A 12,690-nucleotide genomic window follows, 5' to 3' on the forward strand; every position below is an offset into this window, starting at 1 on the left:
AATGTGCAGAATGCGTTTCGAACGGGCAAAGGCGCCCCTCTCCCTACCGGGCGGCGACCCGGGCCTCCTCGGGAGGCGGGGTGAAGACGGCGCGGGTGATCGCCTGTTCGATCTGTTCGCGTGTAAACGGTTTCGGGATCACCGGACCGAGATGCTCCACCCCCCGCTTGGCCAGCTCGTCGGGAAACGCCGTCACGAAGATCACGGGGAGGAACCGGCGGCGACGCAATTCCCGGGCCACTTCGACGCCGTTGTCCCCTTCCGCCAGGCGGATGTCCATCAGGGCAAGGGTCGGCGTGTGCTCGGCCGCCAGGGCCAGCGCCTCGTCCATGGTGGCGGCGGTGCCGCACACGATGTGGCCCATCGACCGGACCGTCTCGGCGTGGTCGAAGGCGATGATGGCGTCGTCCTCGACGATCAGGATCACCGCGGTCAAGTGAGCACGGACCACCTCGCGGGCGCGCGACAGGCGCTCCACCGCGTCGCCGGCGGCAAGGTCCAGTACCGCCGCGGCGTCGGCGACCGCCAGATCCTCGAGGTTCACCAGCAGGTAGAGCCGGCGGTCGCCTTCGGGAAGCGACCGCAGGGCCGTCTCCACCGGATGGCTGGCATCCCCGGCCGGCCCCCCATCGGTGTCGTGAAGCGCGTTCAGCCGCCGGTAGAGCGTGCCGCGCACCGCCATGGGGTCGCTCACGGCCCCGTCCTCGTCCTGGTCGAGAAACCACTCCAAGGCGCGCGTCACCAGGACATCGCCGGCCGCCGGGCCGCCCGCGAGCGCGCAGGCGTATCGGCGCAGATACGGCAGATGAGCCATCAGGTGCCGGGTGCGTTCCTCCATATCCTTCACCGTCTCCGTCGCAGTGCGGTGCCGTGGCGCCGCGTCCGTCATCACAGGTCCGAATCAATGTCGGGTCTTCCCCTCCGGAATGGAACGGGGATATGGCGTTAATTGGGGCCCTTCCCGAGGGAGTGCGACCGGCTATGTCGGCATAGGCAGGCCGGGCTAGTCCGGTTGGATAGAGCCGGCGGCCGCGGGTCCCGCGGGACCACCGGCGCGGGCAGCCGGCACCGGCGGCCCGGCTGCCGGGGAACAATCCCGCCGGGCCGGCGTTCTGGAGGGCAATGGTGTGATTCCTCCCTGAACCGCCAGTCACTCGGGCGGGGGAGCGCGGGACGGCCGGGTTTCCGGCCCGACCGGCAACGCTCCCCCGCCGCTCTCTCCCCCCTGTTCCCCGTTCCCCGCGATGCCGCCGCCGGTCCAGCCGGGCGAGCGTCCATGGCCCCGCTCGGGCGGTCCCGCCGGGAGTCTCCGGTCGGCATGGCCGGCATCCGCCGACATCCGCCATCCGACGGGCGCGGCGGGGGCTGGCCGGAATGCGGGATCGGCCTACCTCGAAAACCACCACCACCGCGACCGGCCCAACGCGACCTTGCATCCGGCCAGAGCGATGTTTAATGAGACGGGTCGGTGCGCCGGCTTGGCCGGCCACGACCGCAAGGCGCAGGGGAGTCCCGGTTCCGGCATGGACGACAACGATCAGGAACTGCAGCTCATCGCCGGCATCCCGAGGGAGGAACTCGTCGATTTCCAGGCGTGGCGAGGCCGGGTGCAGGGCACCAACATTTCCGAGAAGACCCTCCTGGCGACGGATTATCTCAATCACTTCAACGAAATCGTGATGCTGATCGAGATGCTGCCGGACATGCCCGACATGCTGGAGGACTGCCACGCGTGGGAGCCCAAGACGTACCAGGAGCATTTCCGGGACAGCGGGTTCTCGGACAAGGCACTGGCGATCGAGGCCTATGAGCACGTGCCGGCAAAATTCCGAAAGCCCTTCGAAGACACCATCCAGCAGATGAACCAGGTTGTTCGCCACACCCTGGAGCGGGTTGCAGACGATCTGCAGGAGAACAACACCGACCGCCTCCGCGCCGATTGCGGCCAGTCGGTCGAGATGATCCACCGAATCATCCAGGTGGCCAACGGAATCATCCATGGCACGGCCCATGTGATGGAGCAGGACGAAATCGACCTTTACCTGGGCAGCGCCTGACCGGAGCGGTCGGCGACTTTGGCCCGAGCCCCCCTGGAAACGTCGATTGATGGCGGTGCCACCATTCGCTGGGCGCATGGCCCAGACCTTTTCTGCGAGCCCCCTCATTCTGTTACGCTGCTGGCAGGGATGGACGCCCGAATCCGGGCGAAGGGAGTGCATCGGTGAAAACAGCCGCTAGTGCTGTGACCGACGATATGGCCGCCGCCGGCGACGGCCCGGTCCATGCGGACACCGTCGCCGAGGTGGCGGTGCGGCCATCGACGCCACCATGGCAGGGTGGCGCCGCGGCCGGCGCGCGCTGTCGCGCTGCGGAGATTCATCGAAAAGAGGCGCTCCCCGATCCCGCGCAGGGGCTGGAGCGGCACACGGCGCCGCCGTTGGCGGCGCCGCTGGAATTTCCGGAACGGCCCGTCCGGGCCGCCGGCGGGGAGGAGTGAACGGATGGCCGAAACCGCACACGTCGACACCTTCGCCCGCGACCGGCTGCCGCCGCCCGGCCACTGGCCGGACTTTCTGCTCGACCGGCCCGAGGTGACCTATCCCGAGCGCGTCAATGTGGTCCGCGAACTGGTCGATTCCTGGGTCGACCGCGGCTGGGGCGACCGCCCCTGCCTGTTCGGCCGCTCGACCGCCTGGAGCTACGCCCAGCTCGCCGGCACGGTCGACCGCATCGCCCGTCTGCTGACCGAGGATCTCGGGATGGTGCCCGGCAACCGCGTGCTGCTGCGGGGGCCGAACACGCCGATGCTCGCGGCGTGCTGGCTCGCCGTCATCAAGGCGGGGGGAGTCGCGGTGGCGACGATGCCTCTTTTGCGCGCGGGCGAGCTCGCCTTCATCGTCGATCGCGTGCAGATTCGCATCGCGTTTTGCGACGCAGAATACATGGAGGACATGTCGTTCGCGGCTGAGGACGCCCTGTGCACGCCGGTCGTGGTGCCGTTCGGACGGGAGGGCGATCCCGCCGGCCTGGAGGCGCGCATCGCCGGGAAGGCGCCGGAGTTCACCGCGGTGGACACCGCCGCGGACGACGTGGCGATCATCGCCTTCACCTCCGGCACCACCGGCCAGCCCAAGGCGACCGCCCATTTCCACCGCGACCTCCTGGCGGTGGCCGACCTGTCGCCGCGCTCGCAGCTCGCGACCACCGCCGACGACGTGTTCTGCGGCACGCCGTCGATCGCCTTCGCCTATGGCCTGGGTGGGCTCCTGCTGTTTCCGCTGCGCGTCGGCGGCGCCAGCGTGCTGGTCGACCGTCCGACGCCGGAGCGCTTGGCGACCGCGATCGCCCGCCATGGCGCGACCATCTGTTTCACCGTGCCCACCGTCTACCGCAACATGCTGAGCCAGCTCGAGCAGGGCACGCTGCCGCTCGACCGCCTGGCGAGCCTGCGGGCCTGCGTGTCGGCCGGCGAGCCGTTGCCGGCCACCACCTACGAGGCGTGGCGCGCGCTGACGGGCAAGCCCATCCTCGACACGCTGGGCACCACGGAGATGTTGAACTGCGTGCTGGCGACGCCGCCCGACGGCATCCGCCCCGGCGCCACGGGCCGGCCAGTGGCGGGCTATGAGTGCCGGGTGGTCGACGAGGAGGGGCTGCCGCTGCCGGCGGGCCAGATCGGGCGTCTGGCGGTGCGCGGCCCCACCGGCTGCCGCTACCTGGACGACCCGCGCCAGCGCGCCTACGTGCTGGACGGCTGGAACCTCACCGGCGACGCCTTCCACATGGATGAGGACGGGTACTTCTGGTACCACGGCCGCACCGACGACCTCATCGTCTCCGGCGGCTACAAGATTTCCGGCCTGGAGATCGAGGACATTCTGCTGCACCACGACGCGGTGGAGGAGTGCGCCGTCGTGGCCGCGCCAGACCCGATGCGCGGCACCATTCCCAAGGCGTTCGTGGTGACCCGCCCCGGGGTCCATCCCGGGCCGGGCCTGGTGGAGGACCTCCAGGACTTCGTCAAGCGCAGCATTGCCCCCTACAAGTACCCGCGCGCCGTCGCCTTCCTCGACGCGCTGCCGCGCACCGAGACGGGCAAGATCCAGCGCTACAAGCTGCGGGACCGGGAGTGTGCGCGCATGCAGGAGGACGCCCGCATCGAGGAGCAGGCGCGCCTGGGCGGATCGGGCGCCTTGCGGTGACCCGGCCGGTCACGCGCCGGCGAAGCGGGTGAGCCGGATGCCGGTCCGCTCCATCAGGGCGGCGAACGCGGGGCCGTCGAGATAGGCGTGCTCGTGCTCGCGCGGCTCCACCAGCGGGTCGGCGGTGCGCAGGGGGGCGTCGGCGATGCCCGGGTGGACCATGACCAGCGTGCGGCCCTGCGGCCGCTCCAGGAAGCGCGGCATCAGGTCGGAGAAGGGCGGCCGGCCGGAGAAGTCGTGGACGCCGCGGAACCGGTCGTTGGCGGGGATGCCAGCGGCGTGCGCCAGGGCCGCCAGACCGCCGCCGAGCTCGGAGATCAGCAAGGTCTTGGCGACCGCCACGCCGCGCCGCACGATGGCGGCCCGCGGCTCGCGGCACACCCGCACATAGGCGCCGGGCAGGCGGGACAGCGCCGCCACCACGGCCTCGCGCACCACCGGAAGCTGGTGGACGTGCTGGTGCCCGTCGATGTGGGCGGGCGGTGCGCCGAAGGCGGCGGTGAAGGCCGCGACCTGGCGGTCGACCTCGGCGGCCACCTCGCGCGCCGCCAGCCCGCCCGCGAACGCCCGGCGCATCAGCACGGCGAGCGGGGGCAGGCGGCCGTCGGGCGCCAGGCGCGGCATCGCGCCGAGGGGCGCCTGGTCGGTCAGGGTGAGGTGCAGGCCGATGTCGGCGGCGCCGGCCAGCGGGCGCAGGCGGGCGGCCTCGTCGGGCCAATAGGGGCTTACCGTCATGCACGAGGTGGCGGTCAGCCGGCCGCGCTCGATCAAGGCGCGGATCGCGGTGCCGACCCCCGGCGCCAGGCCGTAGTCGTCGGCGCACAGGATGACGGAGGGGGAGGGGTGGTGGTGCCGCATCGCTGGAGCTAAACGCAGATCCGGTGCCAGCGCAACGGTCCCCGCACCGGCGGCCCGGCCCGCCCGGCGTCTGGTTCGCCGAGGTCGGGGGCGGCGCCGGGTGACGGCGCTCAGCCGGCGGCGTGGCGCGGCGGCAGGGTGGCCAGCGCCAGGCCGGGCAGGATCAGCAGCGCCCCGGCGAGGTGGAAGGACTGCAGCCGCTCGCCCAGGGTGGCCCAGGCCAACAGCGCCGCCCACAGCGGCATCAGGTAGAGCGAGGTGCCGGCGCGGGCCGGACCGATCAGCGCGACCGTCCTCTGGTAGGTCAGGAACGCCATCACCGACGCCACCACGGCGACGCCGGCGACGTTGAGCGCGGCCCCGGCGGTAAGCACCATGGGGCGGCCCGACAGAGTCTCCCAGGCGTAGAAGGGGGCGAGCACCAGCACCGCGGCGAAGGCGTTGACGGCGAACAGGGGAAGCATCGGCAGCGTCCGCGGCCACCGCCGCAGGAGGATGGTGTAGACCGCCCAGCCGGCCGCCGCCGCGAGCACCCAGACGTCGCCCGCCTCGAACGAGAGCGCCAGCAGGGTGGCGATGTCGCCGCGCGCCAGGATGGTCAGCACCCCCGCCATGGCGAGGGCGATGCCGGCGACCTGGCGCAGGCGCACCCGCTCGCCCAGGGTGACGGCGGCGATCGCCAGGATCAGGACTGGGCTGGACGCGTAGATCAGCCCGGCGTTGGTCGCCGTCGTCCGCTCCAGACCGAGATAGACGAAGGCACCGCACGCGGCCATGCCGATGGCACCGAGGGCGAGCAGGCGCGGCCAGTCCTCGACCACCGCGCGGCGGTGGTGCCAGAGCCCCGGCAGGGCGACCGGCAGGATCAGCAGGAAGGCCACCACCCAGCGCCAGAAGGCGAGCGCCACGGGCGGCACCGTCTCCGCCGCGGCGCGGCCCATCACCACGTTGGACGCCATGCAGGCCGAGGCGAGGACGAACAGCGCGTAGCCGGCGGCGGGTCCCCGCGCGGGGCCTGCGGTCATGGAATGCCTCGGTTTTCCGGGTGTGTTCGGGAGCGGGACCCTACCATGCGGCAGCGCGGCATGGCAGGGCGGCCGGGGCAGACGGGCCCCGCGCCGAGCGCAGGGCTCGGCGCGTCGACCCGTCGCGGGGCGCGCGGCAATGCACATTGACTCGCGCGGGCGCGCCAGCGCCTAATGGGACCGGAATCTTAGCTGCGGTGCACCGCGCCGCGGCGACAATCAACCGAGTACGGGAGACGGATCGAATGAAGCGCATCCTGTTGGGTGCCGGGATCGGGGTGTTGGCGACCCTGGCGCTCGCCGCACCGGCGAACGCGGCGAAGACGCTGGTCTATTGCTCCGAGGGCAGCCCGGAGAACTTCAATCCGCAGATGAACACGACGGGCACCAGCTTCGACGTGGCGTTGCCCGTCTACAATAACCTCGTCCAGTTCGAGCGCGGCGGCACCAAGGTCATTCCCGGGCTGGCCGAATCCTGGACGGTGTCGGACGACGGCCTCGTCTACACCTTCAAGCTCCGTCAGGGCGTCAAGTTCCACGCGGGCCGGGATTTCACGCCGACCCGCGACTTCAACGCCGACGACGTGCTGTTCTCCTTCAACCGCATGTGGAAGGCGGACCATCCGTACCATCCCGTGTCCGGCGGGTCCTACGACTACTTCAACGACATGGCCATGCCGGACCTGTTGAAGGCCATCGAGAAGATCGACGACCACACCATCCGCATCACCCTGAACAAGGTCGAGGCGCCCTTCGTCGCCAACTTGGCGATGCCCTTCGCGGCGATCTTCTCCGCCGAGTATGGCGACGACCTGCTGAAGAAGGGCACGCCGGAAAAGATCGACCAGGTGCCGGTGGGCACCGGGCCGTTCCAGTTCGTGGCGTACCAGAAGGACGCGGTGATCCGCTACAAGGCGTTCGAGGCCTATTGGGACGGCAAGCAGCCGATCGACAATCTGGTCTTCGCCATCACCCCGGACGCCGCGGTCCGCTACGCCAAGCTGAAGGCGGGCGAGTGCCACGTCGTGCCCTATCCCAACCCCGCGGACGTTGCGGCCATGCGCAAGGACCCGTCGGTCGTGGTGATGGAGCAGGAGGGGCTGAACGTCGGCTACCTCGCGTTCAACACCGGCAAGGCGCCGTTCGACGACGTGCGGGTGCGCCGCGCGTTGAACATGGCGATCGACAAGAACGCGATCATCGACGCGGTCTTCCAGGGGGCGGGCAAGCCCGCCAAGAACCCGATCCCGCCGACCATGTGGTCGTACAACGACGCCATCCAGGACTATCCCTACGATCCGGAGAAGGCGCGCAAGCTGCTGGCCGAGGCCGGTCACGGCGACGGCTTCGAGACCGACGTCTGGGCGATGCCGGTGCAGCGCCCCTACAACCCGAACGCCCGGCGCATGGCCGAGATGATGCAGGCCGACCTCGCCAAGATCGGCGTCAAGGCCAACATCGTCAGCATGGAATGGGGCGAGTACCGCAAGCGCCTGCAGAACGGCGATCACGGCACCGCGCTGTTCGGCTGGACCGGCGACAACGGCGATCCCGACAACTTCCTGCACGTCCTGCTGGGCTGCGAAGCGGCGCGCGCCGGCGGCTCCAACGTCGCCAAGTGGTGCAACCAGGAGTTCGACAACCTGGTGCTCCAGGCCAAGCGGACCACCGACATCGGCGCCCGCACCAAGCTCTACGAGCAGGCGCAGGTGATCTTCAAGGAGGAGGCGCCCTGGTTCCCGGTCGCCCATTCCGTGGTCCACATGGCGCTCAACCCCAAGGTGGTGGACTACAAGATGGACCCGTTCGGCGTTCACCGCTTCCATGGCGTGGACCTGAAGGAGTAGGGTCCACCCGCCTCCCGCCGGCCGCCGCCGCCGTGCGGTTGCCGGGCCGGGCGGGCGGTCCGCACCTGTCGCCCGCCCGCCGTCCTTCTCCCGGCCATCCGTGATGCTTCGCTTCTTTTTGACCCGCGCCAGCCTGGTGATTCCGACGTTCTTCGGGATCACCCTGCTCGCCTTCTTCCTGATCCGCCTCGTCCCCGGCGACCCCATCGAGGTGCGCGTCGGCGAGCGGGGCATCGCCCCGGAACGCCTGGCCCAGCTGCGCCACGAGCTGGGCCTCGACCAGCCCCTGTGGCAGCAGTACCTGGACTATCTGGGCGGCGTACTGCAGGGCGACTTCGGCATCTCGCTGATCACCCGCAACCCCGTCATCAGCGAGTTCTTCGCCCTGTTCCCGGCGACGCTGGAACTGGCCGCCGCGGCGATGCTGTTCGCCTGCGTGGTCGGCCTGCCCGCCGGCATCGTGGCGGCGGTGCGGCGTGGCTCGTTCCTCGACCACACGGTGATGGGGCTCAGCCTCACCGGCTACTCGATGCCGATCTTCTGGTGGGGCCTGCTGCTGATCCTGCTGTTCTCGGTCCAGCTCGGCTGGACCCCGGTGTCGGGGCGCCTCGACCTGCTGTACTACGTGGAGCCGGAAACCGGCTTCATGCTGATCGACACCCTGCGCGCCGGCGACGTCGACGCGTTCTGGTCGGCGCTCCACCATCTGGTGCTGCCCGCGGTGGTGCTCGGCACCATCCCGCTGGCGGTGATCGCCCGCATGACACGCTCCGCCATGCTGGAGGTGCTGGGCGAGGACTTCATCCGCACCGCCCGCGCCAAGGGCCTGCGCGAGCCGCGGGTGATCGGTCTGCACGCCCTGCGCAACGCGCTGATCCCCGTGGTCACGGTGATCGGTCTCCAGGTCGGCACCATGCTGGGCGGGGCGATCCTGACCGAGACCATCTTCTCCTGGCCCGGCATCGGCAAGTGGCTGGTGGAATCCATCAACCGGCGCGACTATCCGGCGCTGCAGGGCGGCGTGCTGCTGATCGCCTCCACCGTCATCGCGGTCAACCTGCTGGTCGACCTGCTCTACGGTGTTCTCAACCCCCGCATCCGCCACGCGCGGTAGGTATGTCATGACCATGGACGTGGGCACCACCGCTGGTGCCGCGGCGGAGTCCGGTCCGCCCCATCCGCTGCTGGAATTCTGGTTCCATTTCCGCCGCAACAAGGGGGCGGTCGCCGGCCTCGCGGTGATCCTGGTGCTGTGCGTGGTGGCCCTGTTCGCGCCGCAGATCGCGCCGCACGACCCGATCGTCCAGGACCGCGAGCACATCCTCCAGCCGCCGGTGTGGCAGGACGGCGGCAGCTGGGACTTCATCCTCGGAACCGACGACATCGGTCGCGACGTGCTGTCGCGGGTGATCCACGGCGCCCGCCTGTCCATGCTGATCGGCCTCATCGTGGTGACCCTGGCGCTGGCGGCCGGCGTCACGCTCGGCATGCTGGCGGGGTTCTTCGGCGGGGCGGCCGACATCGCCATCATGCGCCTGATCGACATCATGCTGGCGATGCCGAGCCTGCTGCTGGCGGTCGTGGTGGCCGCCATCCTCGGGCCGGGGCTGTTCAACGCGATGCTCTCGGTGACCATCGTGGTGGTTCCGCACTACGCCCGGCTGACCCGCGCCGCCGTGCTGGCCGAGATCTCCAAGGACTACGTGGTGGCCTCGCGGGTCGCCGGGGCGGGGCCGCTGCGTCTGATGGCGGTGACCATCCTGCCGAACTGTGCGGCACCGCTGATCGTGCAGGCGACGCTGGGCTTCTCCACCGCCATCCTCGACGCCGCGGCGCTCGGCTTCCTCGGCCTGGGCGCCCAGCCGCCGACGCCGGAATGGGGCACCATGCTGGCGTCGTCCCTGCAGTTCCTGCAGCGCGCGCCGTGGGTGGTGACCTGGCCGGGCGTGGCGATCCTGGTCACCGTCCTTGCCTTCAACCTCCTGGGCGACGGGCTGCGCGACGCGCTGGACCCGAAGCTGAAGCGATGACCGTCATGTCCGCACCGGACCCCCTTCTGGACATCCGCAACCTGTCGGTGGCCTTCTCCACCCGCGCCGGCACCTTCCGCGCCGTCGAGGGCATCGATCTCAGCGTGAACGAGGGCGAGGTGGTCGGCATCGTCGGCGAGTCCGGCTCCGGCAAGTCGGTGACCTCGCTGGCGATCATGGGGCTGATCGGCGACGCCGGGCGGGTGACCGCCGACCGCATGAGCTTCGCCGGGCGCGATCTCCGCGGCATCAGCGCCCGCCAGCGCCGCCGCATCGTCGGCAAGGACATCGCCATGGTGTTCCAGGAGCCGATGGCGAGCATCAACCCCTGCTTCACCATCGGCTTCCAGATCGCCGAGGCGCTGACGGTCCACGAGGGGCTGCGCGGCCGCGCCCTGCGCGAGCGGGTGGTCGAGCTGCTGGACCTCGTCGGCATCCCCGCGCCGGCGAGCCGGCTCGGCGCGTTCCCCCATCAGATGTCCGGGGGCATGAACCAACGGGTGATGATCGCCATGGCGATCGCCTGCAACCCGCGCCTGCTGATTGCCGACGAGCCGACGACCGCCCTCGACGTCACCATCCAAAAGCAGATCCTCGATCTCCTGCTTCGCCTGCAGAGCGAGCGCGGCATGGCGCTGATCCTGATCACCCACGACATGGGGGTGGTCGCCGAAACCGCCCACCGCGTCGTCGTCATGTACGCCGGCCAGGTGGTGGAATCGCGGCCCGCGGCCGACCTGTTCGCCCGGCCGCGCCACCCCTACACGGGCGCGCTGCTCGACGCCCTGCCGGAACGCGCGGTGGGGCGGCGGCGTCTGCCGACCATCCCCGGCGTGGTGCCGGGCATCGCCGACCGGCCGACCGGCTGCCTGTTCAACCCGCGCTGCCGCTTCACGGCGGTGCGCTGCTGCGGCATGCGCCCGGCCCTGGAGGCCGACGACGGCGGCGCGGTGCGCTGCTTCTTCCCGCTGCCCGCCGCTGGAGACCTCGCACCATGACCGGGCGTCCCGTGGTCCTCGAGGCGGTCGGCCTGGAAAAGCGCTACAGCGTCAGCCGTGGGCTGTTCCGTGCCGCCGCCACCGTGCGGGCGCTCGACGGCGTCTCCTTCCAGCTGGAGGCCGGCCGCACCCTGGCGGTGGTGGGCGAGTCCGGCTGCGGCAAGTCGACCCTGGCGCGGGCGGTGACCCTGATCGAGCCGCCCAGCGCCGGCCGCCTGCTCTACGACGGCCGCGACGTGGCCGGCCATTCGCGGGCGGAACTGAAGGCGTTGCGACGCACCGTCCAGATGGTCTTCCAGAATCCGTACGGCTCCTTGAACCCGCGCAAGACGGTGGGCGCCATTCTGGGGGAGCCGCTGGTGATCAACACCACCACCGGCCGCGCCGAACGCCGCGAGCGGGCTTTGGCGATGATGGCCAAGGTGGGGCTGCGGTCCGACCAGATCGACCGCTATCCCCACATGTTCTCCGGCGGCCAGCGCCAGCGCATCGCCATCGCCCGGGCGCTGATGCTGAGCCCGCGGGTGGTGGTCGCCGACGAGCCGGTGTCGGCGCTGGACATCTCCATCCAGGCCCAGGTCCTCAACCTCCTGATGGACCTCCAGGAGGAGTTGGACCTCGCCTACCTCTTCATCTCCCACGACCTGAGCGTGGTCCGGCACATCGCCGACGCGGTGATGGTGATGTACCTGGGCCGGCCGGTGGAGCAGGGACCGAAGGACACCATCTTCGAGCGGCCGCGCCATCCCTACACCCGCATCCTGCTGGCGGCGACGCCGCGGGTGCACGCCGCCGAGCGGGCCGAGCGCATCGTCCCCACGGGCGAGCTGCCGTCGCCGCTCGCACCCCCGCCGGGCTGCGCCTTTCACAAGCGCTGCCCCCACGCCCGCGACCGCTGCGCCGCCGACGTCCCGGAGCTGAGGGAGGTGGACGGGCGCCGGGTGGCCTGCCACTTCGCCGAGGAGATGGCGTGAGGGTGCCCCGGCGGGGGCCGGTCACCGGGCGGTGACGCGCAGCCGCCGCGCGGCGAGATCGAGGACGTTCTTCAGCTGCACGGCCGAAAAGGGCTTGTGCACCACGCCCAGCGGGTACGCCTCGGTGATGCGGCCCATGGTGGCGCGGTCGGCGTAGCCGGAGAGGAAGATCGAGCGGATGCCGAAGGCGGTGGCGAGGCTGCGGGCGGCGTTGATGCCGTCGTCGCCGGCGCGCAGGCGCACGTCCATCAGCGCGAGGTCGGGACGCTCGCGCCCGGCGAGGTCGATCGCGCCGGATTCGGTGTCGGCGATGCCGCACACCACGTGACCGAGGTCCTCCACGGTCTCGCGGATGGTGTGCGCCACCAGGGCGTCGTCTTCGACCACCATCAACCGAAGGGCCCGCGCCGCGGTGCGCGGCACGCGGGATGCGGAGCCCGGGAGGATGCGCGACGACCGCTGTCGCTCCGCGGCGTCCTCCTGCGCATCGGTCGGCCGGGTGCAGGGCTCCGTCCGCTTCATCGCCGCGGCCCTCGACTCTTGATGGGTTAACGAATGTTTACCAATCGATAGAGGTAACCATGCGATTAACGGAAATCAAGTGACAATTTAGCCGAATGCGCGGAGCCGGAGCAATCAGCGCCGGGCGGGGCGCAACCAGTCCACGGCGGCGGGGGGCGCGCCGAGCGGGCGGGCGGCGCGGGCGGTGGCGGGCGGCGCCCCCGGAGGCAGCAGCCAGGACCCGGCGCCGTCGGG

12 protein-coding genes are annotated in these 12,690 nt (G+C 70.8%); 8 read left to right on the forward strand and 4 right to left on the reverse strand.

The genetic code is table 11. The features are described 5' to 3' along the window. Positions 1-43: 43 nt before the first annotated feature. On the reverse strand, positions 44-838 hold the full coding sequence (locus tag AC6H2I_RS19515; RefSeq protein ID WP_497502359.1) for a PhyR family response regulator anti-anti-sigma factor: 795 nt from the start codon (positions 836-838) through the stop codon (positions 44-46). 406 nt (positions 839-1,244) lie between these two features. On the opposite strand from AC6H2I_RS19515, the gene AC6H2I_RS19520 reads away from it, so the two are divergent. The 3 genes from AC6H2I_RS19520 to AC6H2I_RS19530 all read left to right on the forward strand — a co-directional run bounded on the left by AC6H2I_RS19520 (position 1,245) and on the right by AC6H2I_RS19530 (position 4,202). Next, the gene (locus AC6H2I_RS19520; RefSeq protein WP_497502360.1) at positions 1,245-2,057 is read left to right on the forward strand and encodes a hypothetical protein; all 813 of its coding nucleotides are present in this window, start codon (positions 1,245-1,247) and stop codon (positions 2,055-2,057) included. 197 nt (positions 2,058-2,254) lie between these two features. Then, positions 2,255-2,497: a hypothetical protein gene (locus tag AC6H2I_RS19525; RefSeq protein ID WP_497502361.1), complete on the forward strand. Its 243-nt coding sequence runs from the start codon at positions 2,255-2,257 to the stop codon at positions 2,495-2,497. A gap of 4 nt (positions 2,498-2,501) precedes the next feature. Further along, positions 2,502-4,202 (forward strand): AMP-binding protein, encoded by a 1,701-nt coding sequence (locus AC6H2I_RS19530; RefSeq protein ID WP_497502362.1) that lies wholly within the window; start codon positions 2,502-2,504, stop codon positions 4,200-4,202. Between the two features lie 9 nt (positions 4,203-4,211). Here AC6H2I_RS19530 and AC6H2I_RS19535 read toward each other — a convergent pair whose 3' ends face one another. Together AC6H2I_RS19535 and AC6H2I_RS19540 are read right to left on the reverse strand one after the other, a co-directional pair. Then, positions 4,212-5,060 (reverse strand): ChbG/HpnK family deacetylase, encoded by an 849-nt coding sequence (locus AC6H2I_RS19535; protein WP_497502363.1) that lies wholly within the window; start codon positions 5,058-5,060, stop codon positions 4,212-4,214. A gap of 110 nt (positions 5,061-5,170) precedes the next feature. Beyond that, complete coding sequence (locus AC6H2I_RS19540; RefSeq protein ID WP_497502364.1) at positions 5,171-6,085, reverse strand: DMT family transporter; 915 nt, start codon at positions 6,083-6,085, stop codon at positions 5,171-5,173. A 245-nt stretch (positions 6,086-6,330) separates the two neighbouring features. On the opposite strand from AC6H2I_RS19540, the gene AC6H2I_RS19545 reads away from it, so the two are divergent. From AC6H2I_RS19545 to AC6H2I_RS19565, 5 genes are all read left to right on the forward strand, one after another. Next, positions 6,331-7,932 carry an ABC transporter substrate-binding protein gene (locus AC6H2I_RS19545; protein WP_497502365.1) on the forward strand — a complete coding sequence of 534 codons (1,602 nt, stop codon included), beginning with the start codon at positions 6,331-6,333 and terminating at the stop codon, positions 7,930-7,932. A 103-nt stretch (positions 7,933-8,035) separates the two neighbouring features. After that, complete coding sequence (locus AC6H2I_RS19550) at positions 8,036-9,046, forward strand: ABC transporter permease subunit (protein WP_497502366.1); 1,011 nt, start codon at positions 8,036-8,038, stop codon at positions 9,044-9,046. A 13-nt stretch (positions 9,047-9,059) separates the two neighbouring features. Continuing rightward, on the forward strand, positions 9,060-9,962 hold the full coding sequence (locus tag AC6H2I_RS19555) for an ABC transporter permease subunit (protein WP_497502373.1): 903 nt from the start codon (positions 9,060-9,062) through the stop codon (positions 9,960-9,962). Continuing rightward, entirely contained in the window at positions 9,959-10,960 is a 1,002-nt protein-coding gene (locus AC6H2I_RS19560) for an ABC transporter ATP-binding protein (RefSeq protein ID WP_497502367.1), read from the forward strand. The genes AC6H2I_RS19555 and AC6H2I_RS19560 overlap by 4 nt, the downstream gene beginning before the upstream one ends. Beyond that, complete coding sequence (locus AC6H2I_RS19565; protein WP_497502368.1) at positions 10,957-11,934, forward strand: peptide ABC transporter ATP-binding protein; 978 nt, start codon at positions 10,957-10,959, stop codon at positions 11,932-11,934. The genes AC6H2I_RS19560 and AC6H2I_RS19565 overlap by 4 nt, the downstream gene beginning before the upstream one ends. Before the next feature lie 21 nt (positions 11,935-11,955). Here AC6H2I_RS19565 and AC6H2I_RS19570 read toward each other — a convergent pair whose 3' ends face one another. After that, positions 11,956-12,456, reverse strand: a complete 501-nt coding sequence (locus AC6H2I_RS19570; RefSeq protein ID WP_497502369.1) for a response regulator — start codon at positions 12,454-12,456, stop codon at positions 11,956-11,958. Between the last annotated feature and the right edge of the window lie 234 nt (positions 12,457-12,690).

The organism is Azospirillum sp. NS33 (genome assembly GCF_059703765.1).

Bases quoted from the DNA above. Each gene is read 5' to 3' on its own strand.
- AC6H2I_RS19565 (WP_497502368.1), top strand. From the start codon at position 10,957: ATGACCGGGCGTCCCGTGGTCCTCGAGGCGGTCGGCCTGGAAAAGCGC.
- AC6H2I_RS19530 (WP_497502362.1), top strand. From the start codon at position 2,502: ATGGCCGAAACCGCACACGTCGACACCTTCGCCCGCGACCGGCTGCCG.
- AC6H2I_RS19550 (WP_497502366.1), top strand. From the start codon at position 8,036: ATGCTTCGCTTCTTTTTGACCCGCGCCAGCCTGGTGATTCCGACGTTC.
- AC6H2I_RS19555 (WP_497502373.1), top strand. From the start codon at position 9,060: ATGGACGTGGGCACCACCGCTGGTGCCGCGGCGGAGTCCGGTCCGCCC.
- AC6H2I_RS19545 (WP_497502365.1), top strand. From the start codon at position 6,331: ATGAAGCGCATCCTGTTGGGTGCCGGGATCGGGGTGTTGGCGACCCTG.
- AC6H2I_RS19515 (WP_497502359.1), bottom strand. From the start codon at position 838: ATGGAGGAACGCACCCGGCACCTGATGGCTCATCTGCCGTATCTGCGC.
- AC6H2I_RS19540 (WP_497502364.1), bottom strand. From the start codon at position 6,085: ATGACCGCAGGCCCCGCGCGGGGACCCGCCGCCGGCTACGCGCTGTTC.
- AC6H2I_RS19535 (WP_497502363.1), bottom strand. From the start codon at position 5,060: ATGCGGCACCACCACCCCTCCCCCTCCGTCATCCTGTGCGCCGACGAC.
- AC6H2I_RS19570 (WP_497502369.1), bottom strand. From the start codon at position 12,456: ATGAAGCGGACGGAGCCCTGCACCCGGCCGACCGATGCGCAGGAGGAC.
- AC6H2I_RS19520 (WP_497502360.1), top strand. From the start codon at position 1,245: ATGCCGCCGCCGGTCCAGCCGGGCGAGCGTCCATGGCCCCGCTCGGGC.
- AC6H2I_RS19560 (WP_497502367.1), top strand. From the start codon at position 9,959: ATGACCGTCATGTCCGCACCGGACCCCCTTCTGGACATCCGCAACCTG.
- AC6H2I_RS19525 (WP_497502361.1), top strand. From the start codon at position 2,255: ATGGCCGCCGCCGGCGACGGCCCGGTCCATGCGGACACCGTCGCCGAG.